Origin of the sequence: Streptococcus mitis (genome assembly GCF_002096835.1) — a bacterium.
GTDB classification, from domain to species: Bacteria; Bacillota; Bacilli; order Lactobacillales; family Streptococcaceae; genus Streptococcus; species Streptococcus mitis_W.
In genome coordinates, this window is the sequence record NZ_NCVG01000021.1 from 207467 (window position 1) to 223515 (window position 16049).

18 protein-coding genes and 1 pseudogene are annotated in these 16049 nt (G+C 39.4%); 8 read left to right on the plus strand and 11 right to left on the minus strand.

Annotated features, from left to right (window positions below; all coding sequences use genetic code 11):
• Window positions 1–34: 34 nt before the first annotated feature.
• Window positions 35–478, minus strand: a complete 444-nt coding sequence (locus B7699_RS05245) for a flavodoxin (RefSeq protein ID WP_001162128.1) — start codon at window positions 476–478, stop codon at window positions 35–37.
• A 103-nt stretch (window positions 479–581) separates the two neighbouring features.
• On the opposite strand from B7699_RS05245, the gene B7699_RS05250 reads away from it, so the two are divergent.
• Window positions 582–1517, plus strand: a complete 936-nt coding sequence (locus tag B7699_RS05250; RefSeq protein WP_084927352.1) for a DHH family phosphoesterase — start codon at window positions 582–584, stop codon at window positions 1515–1517.
• Between the two features lie 95 nt (window positions 1518–1612).
• A complete protein-coding gene (locus B7699_RS05255) occupies window positions 1613–1855 on the plus strand; it encodes a type B 50S ribosomal protein L31 (protein ID WP_000710764.1) in 243 nt (80 codons plus the stop codon).
• A 111-nt stretch (window positions 1856–1966) separates the two neighbouring features.
• Here the strand turns inward: B7699_RS05255 and B7699_RS05260 are convergent, their stop codons facing one another.
• Both B7699_RS05260 and B7699_RS05265 read right to left on the minus strand, forming a co-directional pair.
• Window positions 1967–3301: an Nramp family divalent metal transporter gene (locus tag B7699_RS05260; protein WP_084927353.1), complete on the minus strand. Its 1335-nt coding sequence runs from the start codon at window positions 3299–3301 to the stop codon at window positions 1967–1969.
• Between the two features lie 215 nt (window positions 3302–3516).
• Window positions 3517–4321, minus strand: a pseudogene (locus tag B7699_RS05265) (IS5 family transposase).
• Window positions 4322–4478: 157 nt separating this feature from the next.
• Between B7699_RS05265 and B7699_RS05270 the strand changes: the two are divergent.
• A complete protein-coding gene (locus tag B7699_RS05270) occupies window positions 4479–4778 on the plus strand; it encodes a YbaB/EbfC family nucleoid-associated protein (protein ID WP_000981526.1) in 300 nt (99 codons plus the stop codon).
• A gap of 72 nt (window positions 4779–4850) precedes the next feature.
• Here B7699_RS05270 and B7699_RS05275 read toward each other — a convergent pair whose 3' ends face one another.
• From B7699_RS05275 to glmU, 7 genes are all read right to left on the minus strand, one after another.
• Window positions 4851–6614 carry a glycerophosphoryl diester phosphodiesterase membrane domain-containing protein gene (locus B7699_RS05275; protein WP_142358325.1) on the minus strand — a complete coding sequence of 588 codons (1764 nt, stop codon included), beginning with the start codon at window positions 6612–6614 and terminating at the stop codon, window positions 4851–4853.
• 8 nt (window positions 6615–6622) lie between these two features.
• Window positions 6623–7213: a 3'-5' exonuclease gene (locus tag B7699_RS05280; protein WP_084927354.1), complete on the minus strand. Its 591-nt coding sequence runs from the start codon at window positions 7211–7213 to the stop codon at window positions 6623–6625.
• 252 nt (window positions 7214–7465) lie between these two features.
• Window positions 7466–7957, minus strand: a complete 492-nt coding sequence (gene rocS / locus B7699_RS05290) for a chromosome segregation protein RocS (protein WP_000021242.1) — start codon at window positions 7955–7957, stop codon at window positions 7466–7468.
• 76 nt (window positions 7958–8033) lie between these two features.
• Window positions 8034–8726, minus strand: a complete 693-nt coding sequence (locus tag B7699_RS05295; protein WP_084927355.1) for a 5'-methylthioadenosine/adenosylhomocysteine nucleosidase — start codon at window positions 8724–8726, stop codon at window positions 8034–8036.
• Window positions 8727–8742: 16 nt separating this feature from the next.
• A complete protein-coding gene (gene macP, locus B7699_RS05300; protein ID WP_084927356.1) occupies window positions 8743–9054 on the minus strand; it encodes a cell wall synthase accessory phosphoprotein MacP in 312 nt (103 codons plus the stop codon).
• An 11-nt stretch (window positions 9055–9065) separates the two neighbouring features.
• Window positions 9066–9611: an NUDIX hydrolase gene (locus B7699_RS05305; RefSeq protein ID WP_084927357.1), complete on the minus strand. Its 546-nt coding sequence runs from the start codon at window positions 9609–9611 to the stop codon at window positions 9066–9068.
• 9 nt (window positions 9612–9620) lie between these two features.
• Complete coding sequence (gene glmU / locus B7699_RS05310) at window positions 9621–11000, minus strand: bifunctional UDP-N-acetylglucosamine diphosphorylase/glucosamine-1-phosphate N-acetyltransferase GlmU (protein WP_084927358.1); 1380 nt, start codon at window positions 10998–11000, stop codon at window positions 9621–9623.
• Between the two features lie 154 nt (window positions 11001–11154).
• On the opposite strand from glmU, the gene B7699_RS05315 reads away from it, so the two are divergent.
• The 5 genes from B7699_RS05315 to lysS all read left to right on the plus strand — a co-directional run bounded on the left by B7699_RS05315 (window position 11155) and on the right by lysS (window position 15618).
• Complete coding sequence (locus tag B7699_RS05315; RefSeq protein WP_023946949.1) at window positions 11155–11955, plus strand: glycoside hydrolase family 25 protein; 801 nt, start codon at window positions 11155–11157, stop codon at window positions 11953–11955.
• Between the two features lie 94 nt (window positions 11956–12049).
• Window positions 12050–12892, plus strand: a complete 843-nt coding sequence (locus B7699_RS05320; protein ID WP_000954112.1) for a DUF368 domain-containing protein — start codon at window positions 12050–12052, stop codon at window positions 12890–12892.
• Window positions 12892–13374 (plus strand): aminoacyl-tRNA deacylase, encoded by a 483-nt coding sequence (locus B7699_RS05325; protein WP_049500383.1) that lies wholly within the window; start codon window positions 12892–12894, stop codon window positions 13372–13374. The genes B7699_RS05320 and B7699_RS05325 overlap by 1 nt, the downstream gene beginning before the upstream one ends.
• On the plus strand, window positions 13374–13991 hold the full coding sequence (locus tag B7699_RS05330; RefSeq protein ID WP_084927359.1) for a histidine phosphatase family protein: 618 nt from the start codon (window positions 13374–13376) through the stop codon (window positions 13989–13991). The genes B7699_RS05325 and B7699_RS05330 overlap by 1 nt, the downstream gene beginning before the upstream one ends.
• Window positions 13992–14127: 136 nt before the next feature.
• Complete coding sequence (lysS, locus tag B7699_RS05335; RefSeq protein WP_084927360.1) at window positions 14128–15618, plus strand: lysine--tRNA ligase; 1491 nt, start codon at window positions 14128–14130, stop codon at window positions 15616–15618.
• 111 nt (window positions 15619–15729) lie between these two features.
• On the opposite strand, the gene B7699_RS05340 is transcribed toward lysS, so the two are convergent.
• Window positions 15730–16049: LPXTG cell wall anchor domain-containing protein (locus tag B7699_RS05340; protein WP_142358326.1), on the minus strand; the 320-nt coding region annotated here is incomplete at its 5' end.

A 16049-nucleotide genomic window follows, 5' to 3' on the forward strand; every position in this document is an offset into this window, starting at 1 on the left:
TGCACTGATCGATTACATCAGCGCAGTTTTATACTTATCCTACTTTAGCAGCCAATTCTTCTGCGAATTGTTCCAAGCGTTCAATGTCTTCTTCCTCAGCAGAGAGATCAACTTTGACACACTCTGAACCTTTTTCTGCTCCTGTTGACACAAAGACACGGTCAAAGTCATCAACAGCCTTACAGAATTCATCGTAGAAGGTATCTCCTGAGCCGACCACTCCGTAGATTTTACCATTCAAGTTGAGATCTGCTAGGTCTTCGTAGAAGTCCATCATCTCATCTGGCAATTCTCCATCACCATAAGTATAGGTCGCAACGATAGCGATGTCTGCTTCCAAGAAGTCTGAAGCGTCAACAGTTGTACATTCATCAACATCGACATCCAAGCCCAAGTCACGTAATTTGTCTGCTACAATATCTGCAATTTCTTCGGTATTACCGGTCATACTGGCAAATACAATTTTTGCTAATGCCATATCGTCCTCCTCAATTTATCTTTCTCCATTATATCACATCTTTTTCATTTTAAAAATAAAAATTCTTGTGCTACAATGAAATGAGAAAGAATTGAGGTTATTTATGGACGTTTGCCATCAAATTTTAGAAAAAATCAAAGAATACGACACGATTATCATTCACCGCCATATGAAACCAGACCCTGATGCCTTGGGAAGTCAAGTGGGATTGAAATCCTTACTGGAACATCATTTCCCAGAAAAAACCATCAAAGTCGTTGGTTTTGATGAACCAACTCTTACTTGGATGGCTGAAATGGATTCTGTTGAAGATAGTGCCTACCAAGGTGCCCTTGTCATCGTCTGTGATACAGCGAATACTGCTCGTATTGATGATAAGCGCTATAGTCAAGGCGATTTTCTCATTAAGATTGATCACCATCCAAATGATGATGTATACGGTGACCTATTTTGGGTGGATACTAGTTCAAGTAGCGCTAGCGAGATGATTACCCTATTTGCTGAAACAACCCAACTGACCTTGTCAAATCGAGCTGCGGAGTTGCTCTTTGCAGGAATCGTTGGTGATACAGGTCGTTTCCTCTACCCTTCTACCACTGCACGGACTCTTCGCCTGGCTGCCTTTCTGAGAGAACATAACTTTGACTTTGCGTCTCTCACTCGCAAAATGGACACTATGAGCTACAAAATTGCTAAACTACAGGGCTACATCTACGACCATCTGGAAGTGGATGAAAATGGTGCAGCGCGCGTTATCCTGAGTCAAGAAGTCTTGAAACAATTCAATGTTACCGATGCTGAAACTGCCGCTATTGTTGGAGCACCTGGTCGTATTGACAGCATCAGTCTCTGGGGAATTTTTGTAGAACAGGCTGATGGCCACTACCGTGTTCGCTTACGCAGTAAAATCCATCCTATCAATGAAATTGCCAAAGAACATGATGGAGGAGGCCACCCTCTAGCAAGCGGTGCTAATTCCTATAGCCTAGAGGAAAACGAAATCATATACCAAAAGTTAAAAAACTTGCTTAAAAACTGATAAAATACTTGCCAAACATTTCATAATCTGATAGACTAGTATGGTAACAATCTATGGCTCGCAAAGAGACCATGGCAGAAAGGAAATATTGCAAAATGAAAAAAGATATCCATCCAGAATATCGCCCAGTTGTCTTCATGGACACAACTACTGGTTACCAATTCCTTAGCGGTTCAACAAAACGCTCTAACGAAACAGTTGAGTTCGAAGGCGAAACTTACCCATTGATCCGTGTGGAAATTTCATCAGACTCACACCCATTCTACACTGGACGTCAAAAGTTCACTCAAGCAGATGGACGCGTGGATCGTTTCAACAAAAAATACGGTCTCAAATAATAATAAAAAGACAGCTTCGACTGTTCTTTTTTTCTTCTTTTTATGAACCAATCACTACTACTTTCTATTTGTCAACCATCACGCTGACACTATAATTGATTTCAAACGGGGTTAAAAAATATCGAAAAGAAGCTTGATATTGAGAATGGTCAAGATGATTGAAACTACGTAGCCTAGAATTGTGTTCCACTTAGCATTGGTAAATTCTCCCATCACTGACTTCTTAGAAGTCAGATAAATTAAGGGAAAAATTGAGAATGGAAGAGCGATTGAAAGAAAGACCTGTGAATAGACCAATAACTGATCTAAGGTCTTTTCTTGATGCCCAAACAAGACAGCGACTATCATCACAGGGAGCAAGGCAAAAATCCGTGTTCCGACACGAATAATCCACTGTGGTAATTTCATATGCAAGAAACCTTCCATAACGATCTGTCCAGTCAAAGTACCTGTAATAGTAGAATTTTGGCCACTTGCTAAGAGAGCTAAAGCAAACAAAGTTGACAGAGTTGAGCTGGCTATCGCTCCTGCTATTGTCGAATCCTGTAAAGCATTGTACATTTGAGAGAAAGCTGAAATTTCGGATGCATGTCCAAAAAAGAGGGAGGCCCCTAAAATAAGAAGCAAGGAATTGACAACAAAGGCTAGGGACAACTGAAGATTTGAGTCCCAGGTCATAAAACGGACAGCTTTTCGTATATCTTTCTTATCCTTATGGTTGATTTTTCTTGTTTGAGATAGGGATGAATGGAGATAGAGATTATGGGGCATGACTGTTGCTCCCACAATCCCTAAAGCCAAAGTCAGTTGACTCTCATGTCCTGGCAAGGGACTTTCAAATAAAGTCGAAGTCGGTAAATAGCCACCAAAAATCCCCTGCATACTTGGATTGGATAAAGCCACCAGATAAGAAAAGATACCTAATATGGTTAAGATAAGGGTTGTAACAATAGCTTCAATCTTCTTGAAACCAAATTTCATCAACAAAAGCAAAAGAAATACATCTAAAACGGTTAAAAGGATGGCTACCATAATCGGTATGTGAAATAAAAGATTTAAGGCAATCGCTGATCCTAAAACTTCAGCCAAATCTGTCGCCATTAGAGCTAATTCTACAATTACCCATAGACTATAGCGGAGCCACTTGGGGGCATGATAGGCTGTTGCCTGCGCTAGATCCATCCTCGTCACGATGCCTAGCTTTCCAGACATCTGTTGTAACTGCATGGCAATGATTGATGAAATCAAAATAACAAATAAAAGACTATACTTATAGGAAGCACCTCCAACCACACTGGTAATCCAGTTTCCAGGATCCATATAGCCAACTGCTACAAGAGCTCCGGGGCCCAAGAATACTTTTAGATTTTGCCAAAAATGATTATTATTTGGAGTATCAATAGACTGATTAATCTCAGAAAGTGAGACCTTTTTGTAAGAAGACATCGGAATATTCACTTTCTAATCTTGTCTTTGCCTATTTTATTAATGGAGTTTTGAAAATATAATGAAAATAATTTCCTTTTTCCAATTTATTCTTATTATATCACATTTTGAAATGATTCTTAAGGAAAGCATGATAGTTAAAAAAACTTTGCACTCTAGCTAGCCACGCGATGGTTGCTAGAGTACAAAGTTTTTTTATTAGACTTCCTGCGAAACTAGAATTCTAGTTCACAGTTGATAATTCCAGCAATCAAATTCATTCGTAATCCAAATCGTTTACGTCGATTTCAATAGGTTGTTGAAAACATTTTAAACGTTTTTACTTTGGCCAAAATATTCTCAACCTTGATTCTCTCTTTAGATAGCACATGATTATAGGATTTATCTTCAAGAGTTAGTGGCTTAAGTTTGCTTGATTTCCTCGGAATTTACGCTTGTGAATATATCTTCATGATCCCTTGATAACCACTGTCTGCCAAGATTTTACCAGCTTGTCCGATATTTCTGCGAATCATTTTGAATAACTTCATATAGTGGCAATAGTTCACTACAATATCCAAAGAAACAATTCTCCCTTGGCTTGTGACAATCGCCTGAGCCTTCATAGCATGACATTTCTTTTTACCAGAATAATTGGCTAGTTGATTTTTTAGGACGATTGATTTTTAGCTCTGTTGCATCCACAATCACCGTATCCTCAGCACTAAGATGAGTTTTTGAAATCGTAAAGCCACTTTGAATAAGAGTTGCTTCAACCCATTGACTCCGACGGATTAAGTTGCTTTCGTGAATGCCAAAATCAGCCGTAATTTGTTCATAAGTGAGGTATTCTCGCATATATTGAAGAGTAGCCATTAGGAGGTCTTCTAGGCTTAACTTAGGGGTTCGTCCACCTTTTGCGTGTTTACGTTGATAAGTTGTTTTTAACACAGCTAACATCTCTTCAAAAGTAGTGCGCTGAACGCCAACAAGACGCTTAAATCGTGCATCACTTAATACTTTACTTGATTCATAATTCATAGTTTTATTGTATCATATTTTTGTTTCGCAGGAAGTCTACTTTTATTTTCCACTGCCAAGCACAATTCTTAGATTCACTCAGAAAAAGATTAGACTTTTAACCTCAAAATTGATAAAATAAAAAGGAAAATAAGATAAAAGGAAACTATAAATCACCATGATGAACATGCAAAACATGATGCGCCAAGCACAAAAACTTCAAAAACAGATGGAACAAAGCCAAGCAGAACTTGCTGCTATGCAATTTGTTGGCAAATCTGCTCAAGACCTTGTTCAAGCGACCTTAACTGGAGATAAGAAAGTTGTCAGCATTGACTTTAATCCAGCTGTCGTTGACCCTGAAGACCTTGAAACTCTTTCAGATATGACTGTTCAAGCCATCAACTCTGCTCTTGAACAAATCGATGAAACTACCAAGAAAAAATTGGGGGCTTTCGCTGGAAAATTGCCATTCTAATCATAAGAAAAACAAGCATTCAAGAGAATACTTGCCTATCATAGGAGGAACAACTGTTCCTCTTTTTGATTACTAAAAATTAAAGAATTCCATGGCCTGTTTGAAAAGCAATTCCGTATACTCTGGGTCTTCTTGGGCAATGGTAACCTGCTCTTGAATCATTTCCAAGTCATCCGTTATCATGCCGTCTGCACCCAAATGAACAGATTTATCAAAGGACTCTGAACTATTGATGGTCCACACGTACAATTTCTGATCGGTATTCCAAAGCTTGTTGACAAAATTTTCATCTAAAGTTGAATACTCCATGGTATAACCTGTAGCCTTGGTTCTTGGAAAAATACTATTATAAGGTAGGATTAAAAAGACTGGAATTTGAGTATCGTAGGCTAAAACCTGGTCAATCACATGGTAGTCTAAGGATTGCATTTGGTGACCATTCTGCTTAAGAACTGTTCCATATTTTTCCATAAATCGTTTCATCATATCTGGGCTATCTTTTCGACTGGTTTTAATCTCAATAAGGAGTTTTTGATGTAATTCATTGGCTTTATTGAGATAATCATCAAAACTAGACACCTTGCTATGATAACCATTTTCTGAAATATTGAGTTTAGTTAATTCTTCCAAAGTGAGATCCTGAGGATTGGCATTAACTCCTGTCAAATTCTTGATATTGGCATCATGCATCATGACAAACTGGCCATCTTTTGTTTCCTGAACATCTGTCTCAACGAAATCTGGAGATAACTGAGCGGTTTTTTCTAGTGATTCAACGGTATTTTGGACACCATTCTTATTAGATACTCCCCTGTGAGAGATAATCAAAGGTTTATTGGCAACTGGAGCTTCTAAATAAACATAACCCTCAAGAGCGAAAAAGATAGCGGCACAGCCCATCACTCCCCATCTCATCCAGTGGTCTTTCTTTCTCCTTGGTGTGATTTCTAATTCTTCTCCTGTTAAGAAGGAAACAAACTTAATGAGAAAGTAAGTCAAGGCCATATAGTGGAAATTCTTAATCAAGACAAAGTTGATAATTCCCAGCACAAGAGATTCCTTATGGGTCAAACCATCCATCAGCACCTGACTTGCTAAGATTGGAATCAATAAAAGAATGAAAAATAGGTAGGTTTTGACGATAATCCAAAGCAAGTTCCAAATATAAAACCAGGAGTGCTTTCTTGTCTTCTCTAGACTGTATCTGACTGCTTCTTTGACTGTTTTTTTCTCAAATAAAAGCTGAGGTAGGGCAAACATGAAACGCACTGAAATGTAAAATAGAAGTAAAGCCAAAATAGTAACCACTATACCTACTAGCCAATACTTGTCTTCAACATAATCAACGATAAAGTCTGGAATGACGATTTTATTGAGATAGTAAATCTTTAAAATCTTTCGAATCAATGGAAAGAGCATCATGACATAAAAGAAGATAAAGGCTATCTTGGAAAGCGTCACTTGCTTCATAAACAAGATACTTTGGCGAAAGACCTTACGACTGTACTCCAGCAAGGTCCTTTTTTCATGGCATAATAAATGCCGAGCACCAATAAAGAGAAGTCCTATCTGGTAATAGGCGACCAGTAAATTAACGATTACCAAAATAAATAAAGCAAGACTAATAAATGGCGAACCCTTTATAATGGCAAAAATATTGTTGTAGGATAGAAAGAGATAACCTGTCTGACGGAGCAAAAGTCCAGCAATCCAAGAATTTGACGGTAACCAGACAAACTCAATCATCATAAAAGTCAAGAAAAATAGAAAAAGTATTTTATCTAGATTAAAGTATATTTGCTTAAAACCTAGATTTTTAGGTTTTTCAGGTTTCATAGGCACTCCTAGTCAAATAATTGAGACAAGTCCAAGCCTCCAAAAGGATTGTTTGATAGGCTACTTTCTGCCCCTAACAATTCTCTAGCTTTATCCGACTCTAGAAAGGACTCGTAAACACGCGCCGTCATCCGAGCATCCTCTAAGCTATTATGAGACTGACCTTGAAATCCAAGAAATGAGGCAACAGTTTGCAATTTGAGATTGGCAATACCGTGTAAATCCGAACTCCGACGTTCAAAGGCTTCATCATACAAGTCCACCTTATACTGCAGGCTGTAGTCTAAACCATGATCCGCTAAAATAGGTAGATCACTTTTAGCAGCATTGTAGCCTACCATAGGTAAAGAACCCACAAACTCTTGGAAATCTTTTATAACTTTCTCCACTGGAGGAGCATCTTTTAATGTCTCAGCTGTAATCCCAGTCAAACCATTGATAAAACTCTTTAGAGGCACACTAGTATGGACATAGGAATCATATGCATCGATTTCCTGACCATCTCTAAAACGCACTGCCGATACTTGAATCAAGTGTGTTTGCCCTTCATGCTGATTAAATTCTAAATCAAAAGCAATGTAATCTTCTAATCGTTCCATTCTATACCTCTCCTATACTGTTATTTTATACTCTTCGAAAATCAAATTCAAACCACGTCAACGTCGCCTTGCCGTAGATATATGTAACTGACTTCGTCAGTCTTATCTACAACCTCAAAGCAGTGCTTTGAGCAGCCTGCGGCTAGTTTCCTAGTTTGCTCTTTGATTTTCATTGAGTATTACTTGAGCAACTATACTATTTAGAAACAAAAGAAGCCATCAGGTTAGCATTTAACCTAAACAGCTCCTTGATTATCCTCCAAATAAACGAGCAAAAAAGCCTTTCTTAGTGGATTGGACTTCTTCTTTTGCTTGGTCCAGCTCTAGCTTAAGATTTTCTTGATCCTTCATGGCTTGAAGGGTCAATTGTTGTTGCTGATCTAGTTGTTTGTCTTTCTCAGCAATCTGACGGTCTTTGATACGCATCTGCTCGTCTTTTTCTGATAACTGACGATCCTTGGCTTTCAATTGTTCATAAAGACGAAGAATTTCTGCATTCTTCTCATCAACCAGAATCTCCATCAGTTCACGTTGCTTGACATCTTCACTGACAGGCTCATCTTCAAAAATCGTTTTTTTATAGATTTCTTCTAGCTTAATCAAGCCACTTCTGGTAACGACTGTTACCCCTTTGTCATTTTTATCTGTGTCTTCTTCTGGTAATTCTTTGACACGGTTATTGATTGCTTGGCGAGATAATCCTAAGACCTCTGCAATCTCACTGACGGTCATTTCAATACTCATAATATCCTCTGAAACGTTTTCTAGCTTTTCTTTACTTAAATCTTATCATAAGCTAGAAAAACTGTCAAATTTTCGCTTAATCTAAGGCCTTCAAAAAGGTTAATAAGACTTGGGCAGAGCGACGTCCAGCTTCAATAATAAACTCATCAAAAGAGATGTTTGCTTCATGGTTAGCATTGTCACTCATAGCACGGATGACTAAGACTGGAAGATTAAGGGCATGCGCTGCCTGAGCAATAGCAGCCCCCTCCATCTCAACGGCTAAAACTTCTGGGAAATGGGACTTAATCGCTTCTATCTTGTCATTTCCTGCAACAAAACTATCTCCTGTAGCAATCAAACCAAGATGCCAGTTCTGATCCAATTGAGATAAACTCTCTTGGATTTTAGCAACAAAGGTTTTATCTGATTCGAAATAAAGCGGTTGTTGCGCCATTTGTCCATAAGCATAGCCAAATGCTGTGACATCCACATCATGATAGGCTAATTTGTTAGCAATCACGACATCCCCAACAGCAATACCTTCTGCTACTGCACCAGCTGATCCCGTATTAATTAGAGCATCCACTTGGAAATGATCAGCCAAAATCGCCACACTCATAGCAGACATGACCTTACCAATTCCACTTTCTACAAGAACGACTTCATGAGAGGCAATGGTTCCTGTGTGATAGGTATTGCCCAAAACAACTTGCTCCTGGGCATTGTCTAAATGCTGGACCAGATACGCCAGTTCTTCTGGCATAGCCGCAATAATTCCTATTTTCATTTCAATTCCTTTTCTATTACAAAAGTTTCATTGCTAAGACAAGCAAAATCAAGAGAAAGATGACTGCAAATAAAATCTTATTTAACTTAGAATTGAAGATATTTCTCTTGGTATTTTCAATGCGACGGCTTTTATGAATAGACGGTTCGACCTGAATCTTTAAGGTTTCCTGACTAAATCCATGATCCTTAGGATTGGCATAACCAAAACGGGAAGAAGAGGTTGGTAAAATCTTAGTCTCCTCATCATCTAGCAAAGGAGGACCTGAAATTTTTTCGCCTCTATTAGCTCTTTCGATTATTTCATCCGTTAATAAAGGTTTACCCATACTGACCTCCTCTATTTTTTCTGCAATTCCCAATACTGAACAGCCATAATTGTCTTGGCATCACAGATATGACCTGATTGGATTAATTCCTTGGCTTCTTCTAAGCTCACTTCAAGGACTTCCAAGGTTTCATCCTCATCCTGCGGACGCGGATTTTCCACCTTTGCCAAATCGCTGGCTAGGTATAGTTTTAACTTTTCATTACAAAATCCAATGGCTGAGTAAAAATCGTACAAGAGTTCTAATTTACCTGTATAGGCTGTTTCTTCCTCTAATTCACGCAGAGCTGCTGCTACAGGGTCTGTATTTTCTCCTACTTCCAGTTTTCCAGCTGGAATTTCGTAAGAGACAGCCTCGATAGCTTTGCGGTACTGCTTGACCAAGATAAGTTTTTGCTCATCGGTTACTGCTAAAACACAGACAGCTCCATTATGGAAAATCAAATCCCGTTGGGCAGTTCCCTTGCCTTCTGGTAATTCAACCTGATCTTGGACCAGTTTAAATATTGGTCCTTGATAGATTTCTTTACGGCTAAGCGTTTTTTCTTCAAATTCCATGATAGACTCCTACTGATTCTTAGGATGATGAGGTAGGCGAGTTGCATATTCGTCTTTATTGACCTGACGACCGCGACCAATCGCAATCGCATCTGCTGGCACGTCTTTGGTAATAGTTGAACCCGCACCAACGAGGGAATTGTCACCAAGTTCTACTGGCGCAATAATGGTTGAATTTGAACCAACAAAGACATTGTTGCCAATGACTGTTTTGTATTTGTTTTTACCGTCATAGTTGACTGTAATGGTTCCAGCACCGAAATTAACCTTGCTACCCACTTCACAGTTTCCGATATAAGTCAAATGACCAGCCTTAGTATTCTCGCCGATAGAAGAACCTTTCACCTCAACAAAGTTACCAATATGGACTTGGGCACCTAGAGATGAACCTGGACGAATGTGGGCATAAGGACCGACTGTCACACCGTCTGCAACACTACTTTCCTCAATCATAGAGTTGGTAATAACAGCTCCTGCTCCGATAGTGCTATCCACCACATAAGTTCCATTTGTCAAAACAGTCTCAGCACCAATTTTCGTGTGACCTTTTAAGGTAACATTGGCTTCGATTTGAACTTCGGGAGCAATCGCCACATCAATATCGATATAAGTTGCTTCTGGGTTGACAAAGCTAACACCGTTGACCATGTGTTGGTGATTGATGCGGCGACGCATAACCGACTCAGCAGTCGCAAGAGCCACACGGTCATTTACCCCGAGACTTTCATCAAAATCTTTTAATGTATAAGCACCGACTTTTTCACCAGCTTCACGGAAAATGCCAATGACATCTGTAATATAATATTCGCCTTGAGCGTTATTGGTATTGATATTTTTCAAAGCCTCAAGCAAACGCTCGTTGTCAAAAACGTAAGTTCCAGTGTTGATTTCCTTGATTTGCTTTTCAAAATCTGTAGCATCCTTCTGCTCAACAATGCGAAGAACTTCAGCATTGTCATTACGCACAATTCGTCCATAGCCAAAAGGATTATCCGTTTCAGCAGTCAAGATAGTCGCCACATTTTTATGATTGATGTGGAAATCAATCAAGTTTTTCAAGCTTTCACCTGTGATTAAAGGAGTATCTCCTGCAATGACTAAGGTATGACCTGACAAACCTTCTAAGATTGGCTCCGTCATCATAACTGCATGGCCAGTCCCCAACTGTTCAGATTGAGTCACAAATTCTGTCTGTCCAGCCAAGACCTGCTCAACCAATTCCGCCTTGTGTCCTACAACTGTGACTGTCTTTTCAGGTTGGATAGCTCCTACACTACGGAAAACATGTTCCAACATAGAAATACCCGCAACCTTGTGCAACACTTTTGGCAAATCAGATTTCATGCGAGTCCCTTTACCCGCTGCTAAAATAATGGCATAATTTGACATAATCTTCTCTTTTCTCTAGAAATTCCCTTTTATTATACCATATTTCAAATCATTCCGCGCCCTTGAATGAAAAAATGCTCTAAAGTCCTTTATTAACCCATTTTTTGAGTATTTTTTTTGATTTTTTCTCATTTTTAAGGTAAAATTATGAGATATGAGAAAGAAAATAAATCCGCTTATTTTATTTGGTTTTTTTGGGATTATGATTTTCATTTTAATCCTGAATCGCCCTCGTTTTGAGGACCATCCTGTAAAAACAAAGTCAAATATCGCGCAAGTAGAAACCCAAGCGCTACATAATATAGATAAACCGGTGATTGATGTTTCTGGTTGGCAACGTCCTGAGGAAATCAATTACGATACTCTGTCCCAAAACATTTCTGGAGCTATTGTTCGCGTCCATAGTGGTGCTCAAACGTCCAAAGAGAACGATGCTTCCTATGTTAATGGTGTTGATAAGGCCTTTAAAACCCATATCACTGAGTTTCAAAAACGAAATGTCCCAGTTGCTGTCTATGCCTATGTAGCCGGAAAAAATGTCCAGGAGATGGAAAAAGCTGCTGAGGTATTCTATAACGCCTCTTCTCCATACAGTCCAAGTTACTATTGGCTAGACGTGGAAGAAAAAACCATGTCTAATATGAACGACGGTGTTGAAGCCTTCCGAGCAAAGCTTGAATCACTGGGTGCTAAAAATATCGGAATCTACGTTGGGGTCTACTTCATGGAAGAGCACAGTATTGATACAGATAAGTTTACGTCTGTTTGGATTCCTTCCTATGGTTCTGACTCAGGATTTTACGAAGCTACTCCTAAAACTGATTTAGATTACGACATTCACCAGTACACGTCTAAAGGAAAAATTGCTGGCTTTGACCACGATTTGGATATCAACGTTATCTCTGCCTTAAAGAACAAAGAAGAAACCTTTAGAAAACTCTTTTTAAAACCTTAAAAGCATTTGTTTATCATTTGCTTTTTATTTTTGTGTTTGATTGTGATACAATATAGTAAGGATTTTTTGAAATAGAAATAGTTGGAGGAAAAATATGCTCTCATGGTTAGCACGTGTTATTAAAGGGATTGTCATTGCTCTTGGATTTATCTTACCGGGAATTTCCGGAGGGGTTCTAGCAGCAATCTTAGGAATTTATGAACGAATGATTGGTTTTCTGGCTCATCCCTTTAAAGACTTTAAAGAAAATGTTTTGTACTTTATTCCAGTTGCCATCGGTATGCTTCTGGGAATCGGCTTATTTTCCTACCCGATTGAATACCTGCTTGAAAATTATCAGGTCTTTGTCTTATGGAGCTTTGCGGGTGCCATCATTGGTACAGTTCCTAGCCTTCTCAAAGAATCAACTCGAGAATCTGACCGAGACAAGATTGATTTGGCTTGGTTCTGGATAACCTTTATCATTTCTGGATTAGGACTCTATGCCTTAAATTTTGTCGTTGGAACCTTAAGTGCCAGCTTTCTTAATTTCGTCCTAGCTGGTGCACTGCTAGCTCTTGGCGTATTAGTTCCTGGCCTCAGTCCATCAAATCTACTTTTGATTTTGGGTCTCTATGCTCCTATGTTGACTGGTTTTAAAACATTTGACCTCTTGGGAACCTTCTTTCCGATTGGAATCGGAGCAGGCGCAACTCTCGTTATTTTTTCAAAATTGATGGATTATGCCTTAAACAACTATCACTCACGCGTCTATCATTTCATCATCGGTATCGTCCTATCAAGTACTCTTTTGATCTTGATTCCGAATGCAGGAAACGCTGAAAGTATCCAATACACTGGTATTTCTCTTGTTGGGTATGTCATCATCGCCTTCTTCTTTGCTCTGGGAATCTGGCTTGGTATTTGGATGAGTCAATTGGAGGATAAATATAAATAATGGCAAAAAAAGTAAAAATCAAAAAAACATTGGTGGAACAAATCCTGTCTAAAGCAGGTATCCCACATCAAGGGATTCAAATCAATGCCCTTGAAGGAGAACTTCCTCAAGATTATGAACGAGATCAGATTTTCAAAACCTTGGCTCTTTTGGGAGATAAAACAGGACCGATTATCGGAATTGTCCCTATCACTCAACACTTGTCTGAAAAGAAACTAGCTAAAATTTCTGGCAATAAAAAAGTGAGCATGATTCCCCAAAAGGATTTGGAAAAAACAACTGGTTACATTCATGGAGCCAATAATCCTGTCGGAATTCGTCAGAAACACAATTACCCCATTTTTATCGATAAGATCGCTCTAGACTTGGATCAAATGATTGTCTCTGCTGGAGAAGTTGGTCACAGCATTATCGTCGCACCACAAGACTTGGCTAGCTTTGTAAAAGCTGACTTTGCAGATATCTTGGAGGACAGTAAGTAATGAAACTCTACTTTGTCCGCCACGGTCGTACAGTCTGGAACCAAGAAGGACGCTTTCAAGGTGCTAGCGGAGATTCTCCCCTTCTTCCTGAATCCATTGATACCCTCAAAAAACTCGGACAGTATCTCAAGGAGATTCCTTTTGATCAGATTTATGCAAGTGATTTACCTCGGGCAGTCAAATCTGCCGAGATTATCCAAAGTCAACTCCAGACGCCCTGTCCTTTAGAATGCGTTCCGAATCTCCGTGAATGGCAGCTGGGGAAGTTAGAAGGTTTGAAAATCTCAACCTTGGAAGCTATCTACCCTCAACAAATCCAGGCTTTTCGTTCAAATCTTGCCAAGTTTGACACTCAAATGTTCGGAGCTGAATCCCTCTATAGCACCACACAACGGACCATCCAATTTATCAAATCACTCAAAGATAGCCCTGCTGAGCGTATTCTAATTGTCGGTCACGGTGCCAATCTTACTGCCAGTATTCGTACTCTTCTAGGATATAAAGAACCACTTCTTCGTAAAGAGGGCGGTCTAGCAAATGCCAGCCTAACTATTCTAGAAACCCATGATTTTGAAACATTTACACTCGATACTTGGAATGATACTTCCTATCAATAACAGAACTTGAATTTAGCGTCAAGTTCTTTTTAGTTTTGAAAGATTATCCGTGAATTTCTTGGCTATTTATGATAAAATGGGAGTATCGCAAAAATGACTCATCGTATTCAATTTTGAGTAAAACTAGGAGGATCCCATGTCAACAGAACATATGGAAGAACTAAATGACCAGCAGATCGTTCGCCGTGAAAAAATGGCTGCGCTCCGTGAACAAGGAATTGATCCTTTCGGAAAACGTTTTGAACGTACTGCAAATTCACAAGAATTAAAAGATAAATATGCTGACCTCGATAAAGAACAATTACATGAAAAAAATGAAACAGCTACTATCGCAGGACGCTTGGTAACCAAACGGGGTAAAGGTAAAGTAGGTTTTGCCCACCTTCAAGACCGCGAAGGTCAAATCCAGATTTACGTTCGTAAGGATGCTGTCGGTGAAGAAAACTACGATATCTTCAAAAAAGCAGACCTTGGTGACTTCCTTGGTGTCGAAGGTGAAGTGATGCGTACAGATATGGGAGAACTCTCTATCAAAGCTACTCACATCACTCACTTATCTAAAGCACTTCGCCCACTTCCTGAGAAATTCCACGGTTTGACAGACGTTGAAACAATTTACCGTAAACGTTACCTTGACTTGATTTCTAACCGTGAAAGCTTTGAGCGCTTTATCACTCGTTCAAAAATCATTTCTGAAATCCGTCGTTACCTTGACCAAAAAGGTTTCCTTGAAGTGGAAACACCTGTTCTTCACAACGAAGCTGGTGGTGCGGCGGCCCGTCCATTTATCACCCACCATAATGCCCAAAACATTGACATGGTGCTTCGTATCGCGACTGAGCTTCACTTGAAACGCCTAATCGTAGGTGGTATGGAACGCGTCTATGAAATCGGCCGTATCTTCCGTAACGAAGGAATGGACGCTACTCATAACCCTGAGTTTACTTCTATCGAAGTCTACCAAGCTTATGCAGACTTCCAAGACATCATGGACTTGACGGAAGGCATTATCCAACATGCTGCTAAATCAGTTAAGGGCGATGGCCCAGTTAACTACCAAGGCACTGAAATCAAGATTAACGAGCCATTTAAACGTGTTCATATGGTGGATGCTATTAAAGAAATTACTGGTGTAGATTTCTGGCAAGACATGACTTTTGAAGAAGCCAAAGCTATCGCTGCTGAGAAGAAAGTTCCAGTTGAGAAACACTACACTGAAGTTGGCCACATCATCAATGCTTTCTTTGAAGAGTTTGTTGAAGAAACCTTGATTCAACCAACCTTTGTCTATGGACATCCAGTAGCTGTATCTCCACTTGCTAAGAAAAATCCTGAAGACGAACGCTTTACTGACCGTTTCGAGCTCTTCATCATGACTAAGGAGTACGGAAATGCCTTTACTGAGCTCAACGACCCAATCGATCAACTTAGTCGTTTTGAAGCCCAAGCTAAAGCTAAAGAACTTGGTGACGATGAAGCAACAGGTATCGACTACGACTATATCGAAGCCCTTGAATACGGTATGCCACCAACAGGTGGTTTGGGAATCGGTATCGACCGTCTCTGCATGCTCCTCACTGATACAACAACTATCCGTGATGTATTGCTCTTCCCAACAATGAAATAATCTCTTATCCTCTGGTACTTGCCAGAGGATTTTTTTACAGTAAAAAGAAATAGACTGAAGTTTTTACCTCAGTCTATTTTTCTATCGGACTTTAGAAAGGAAATTTCTTTCTTAGTCTTCTTTTTTCTTACGAGTTACAAGTCCAAATGCACCCAACATTCCAAGAAGTCCAAGACTAGCTAGACCAGTCTTATCTTCTGTACCAGTATTTGGTAATTCCTTCTTATCATTGGATACAGTTGTTTCAGCTACTTGTTTAGATTCTGTAGAACTTGTCTGAACTGGAGTAGCTACTGGTTTTTCTGGACTTGTAGGAGTCTCTGGAGCACTTGATTGCTCTTGATTGATTGGTTTTTTCACTTTCTTATAGTGATGTAGGGTATTTCCTTTAGCATCCGTTGTTGAATGACTAAATTCGTATCCTTCCAACT

Coding starts and splice junctions, on each gene's coding strand:
- B7699_RS05295 (WP_084927355.1), bottom strand. CDS start 8,726: ATGAAAATAGGAATTATTGCGGCTATGCCAGAAGAACTGGCGTATCTG.
- B7699_RS05330 (WP_084927359.1), top strand. CDS start 13,374: ATGAAACTCTACTTTGTCCGCCACGGTCGTACAGTCTGGAACCAAGAA.
- glmU (WP_084927358.1), bottom strand. CDS start 11,000: ATGTCAAATTATGCCATTATTTTAGCAGCGGGTAAAGGGACTCGCATG.
- B7699_RS05315 (WP_023946949.1), top strand. CDS start 11,155: ATGAGAAAGAAAATAAATCCGCTTATTTTATTTGGTTTTTTTGGGATT.
- rocS (WP_000021242.1), bottom strand. CDS start 7,957: ATGAGTATTGAAATGACCGTCAGTGAGATTGCAGAGGTCTTAGGATTA.
- B7699_RS05320 (WP_000954112.1), top strand. CDS start 12,050: ATGCTCTCATGGTTAGCACGTGTTATTAAAGGGATTGTCATTGCTCTT.
- B7699_RS05270 (WP_000981526.1), top strand. CDS start 4,479: ATGATGAACATGCAAAACATGATGCGCCAAGCACAAAAACTTCAAAAA.
- B7699_RS05245 (WP_001162128.1), bottom strand. CDS start 478: ATGGCATTAGCAAAAATTGTATTTGCCAGTATGACCGGTAATACCGAA.
- B7699_RS05260 (WP_084927353.1), bottom strand. CDS start 3,301: ATGTCTTCTTACAAAAAGGTCTCACTTTCTGAGATTAATCAGTCTATT.
- B7699_RS05255 (WP_000710764.1), top strand. CDS start 1,613: ATGAAAAAAGATATCCATCCAGAATATCGCCCAGTTGTCTTCATGGAC.
- lysS (WP_084927360.1), top strand. CDS start 14,128: ATGTCAACAGAACATATGGAAGAACTAAATGACCAGCAGATCGTTCGC.
- macP (WP_084927356.1), bottom strand. CDS start 9,054: ATGGGTAAACCTTTATTAACGGATGAAATAATCGAAAGAGCTAATAGA.
- B7699_RS05305 (WP_084927357.1), bottom strand. CDS start 9,611: ATGGAATTTGAAGAAAAAACGCTTAGCCGTAAAGAAATCTATCAAGGA.
- B7699_RS05250 (WP_084927352.1), top strand. CDS start 582: ATGGACGTTTGCCATCAAATTTTAGAAAAAATCAAAGAATACGACACG.
- B7699_RS05280 (WP_084927354.1), bottom strand. CDS start 7,213: ATGGAACGATTAGAAGATTACATTGCTTTTGATTTAGAATTTAATCAG.
- B7699_RS05275 (WP_142358325.1), bottom strand. CDS start 6,614: ATGAAACCTGAAAAACCTAAAAATCTAGGTTTTAAGCAAATATACTTT.
- B7699_RS05325 (WP_049500383.1), top strand. CDS start 12,892: ATGGCAAAAAAAGTAAAAATCAAAAAAACATTGGTGGAACAAATCCTG.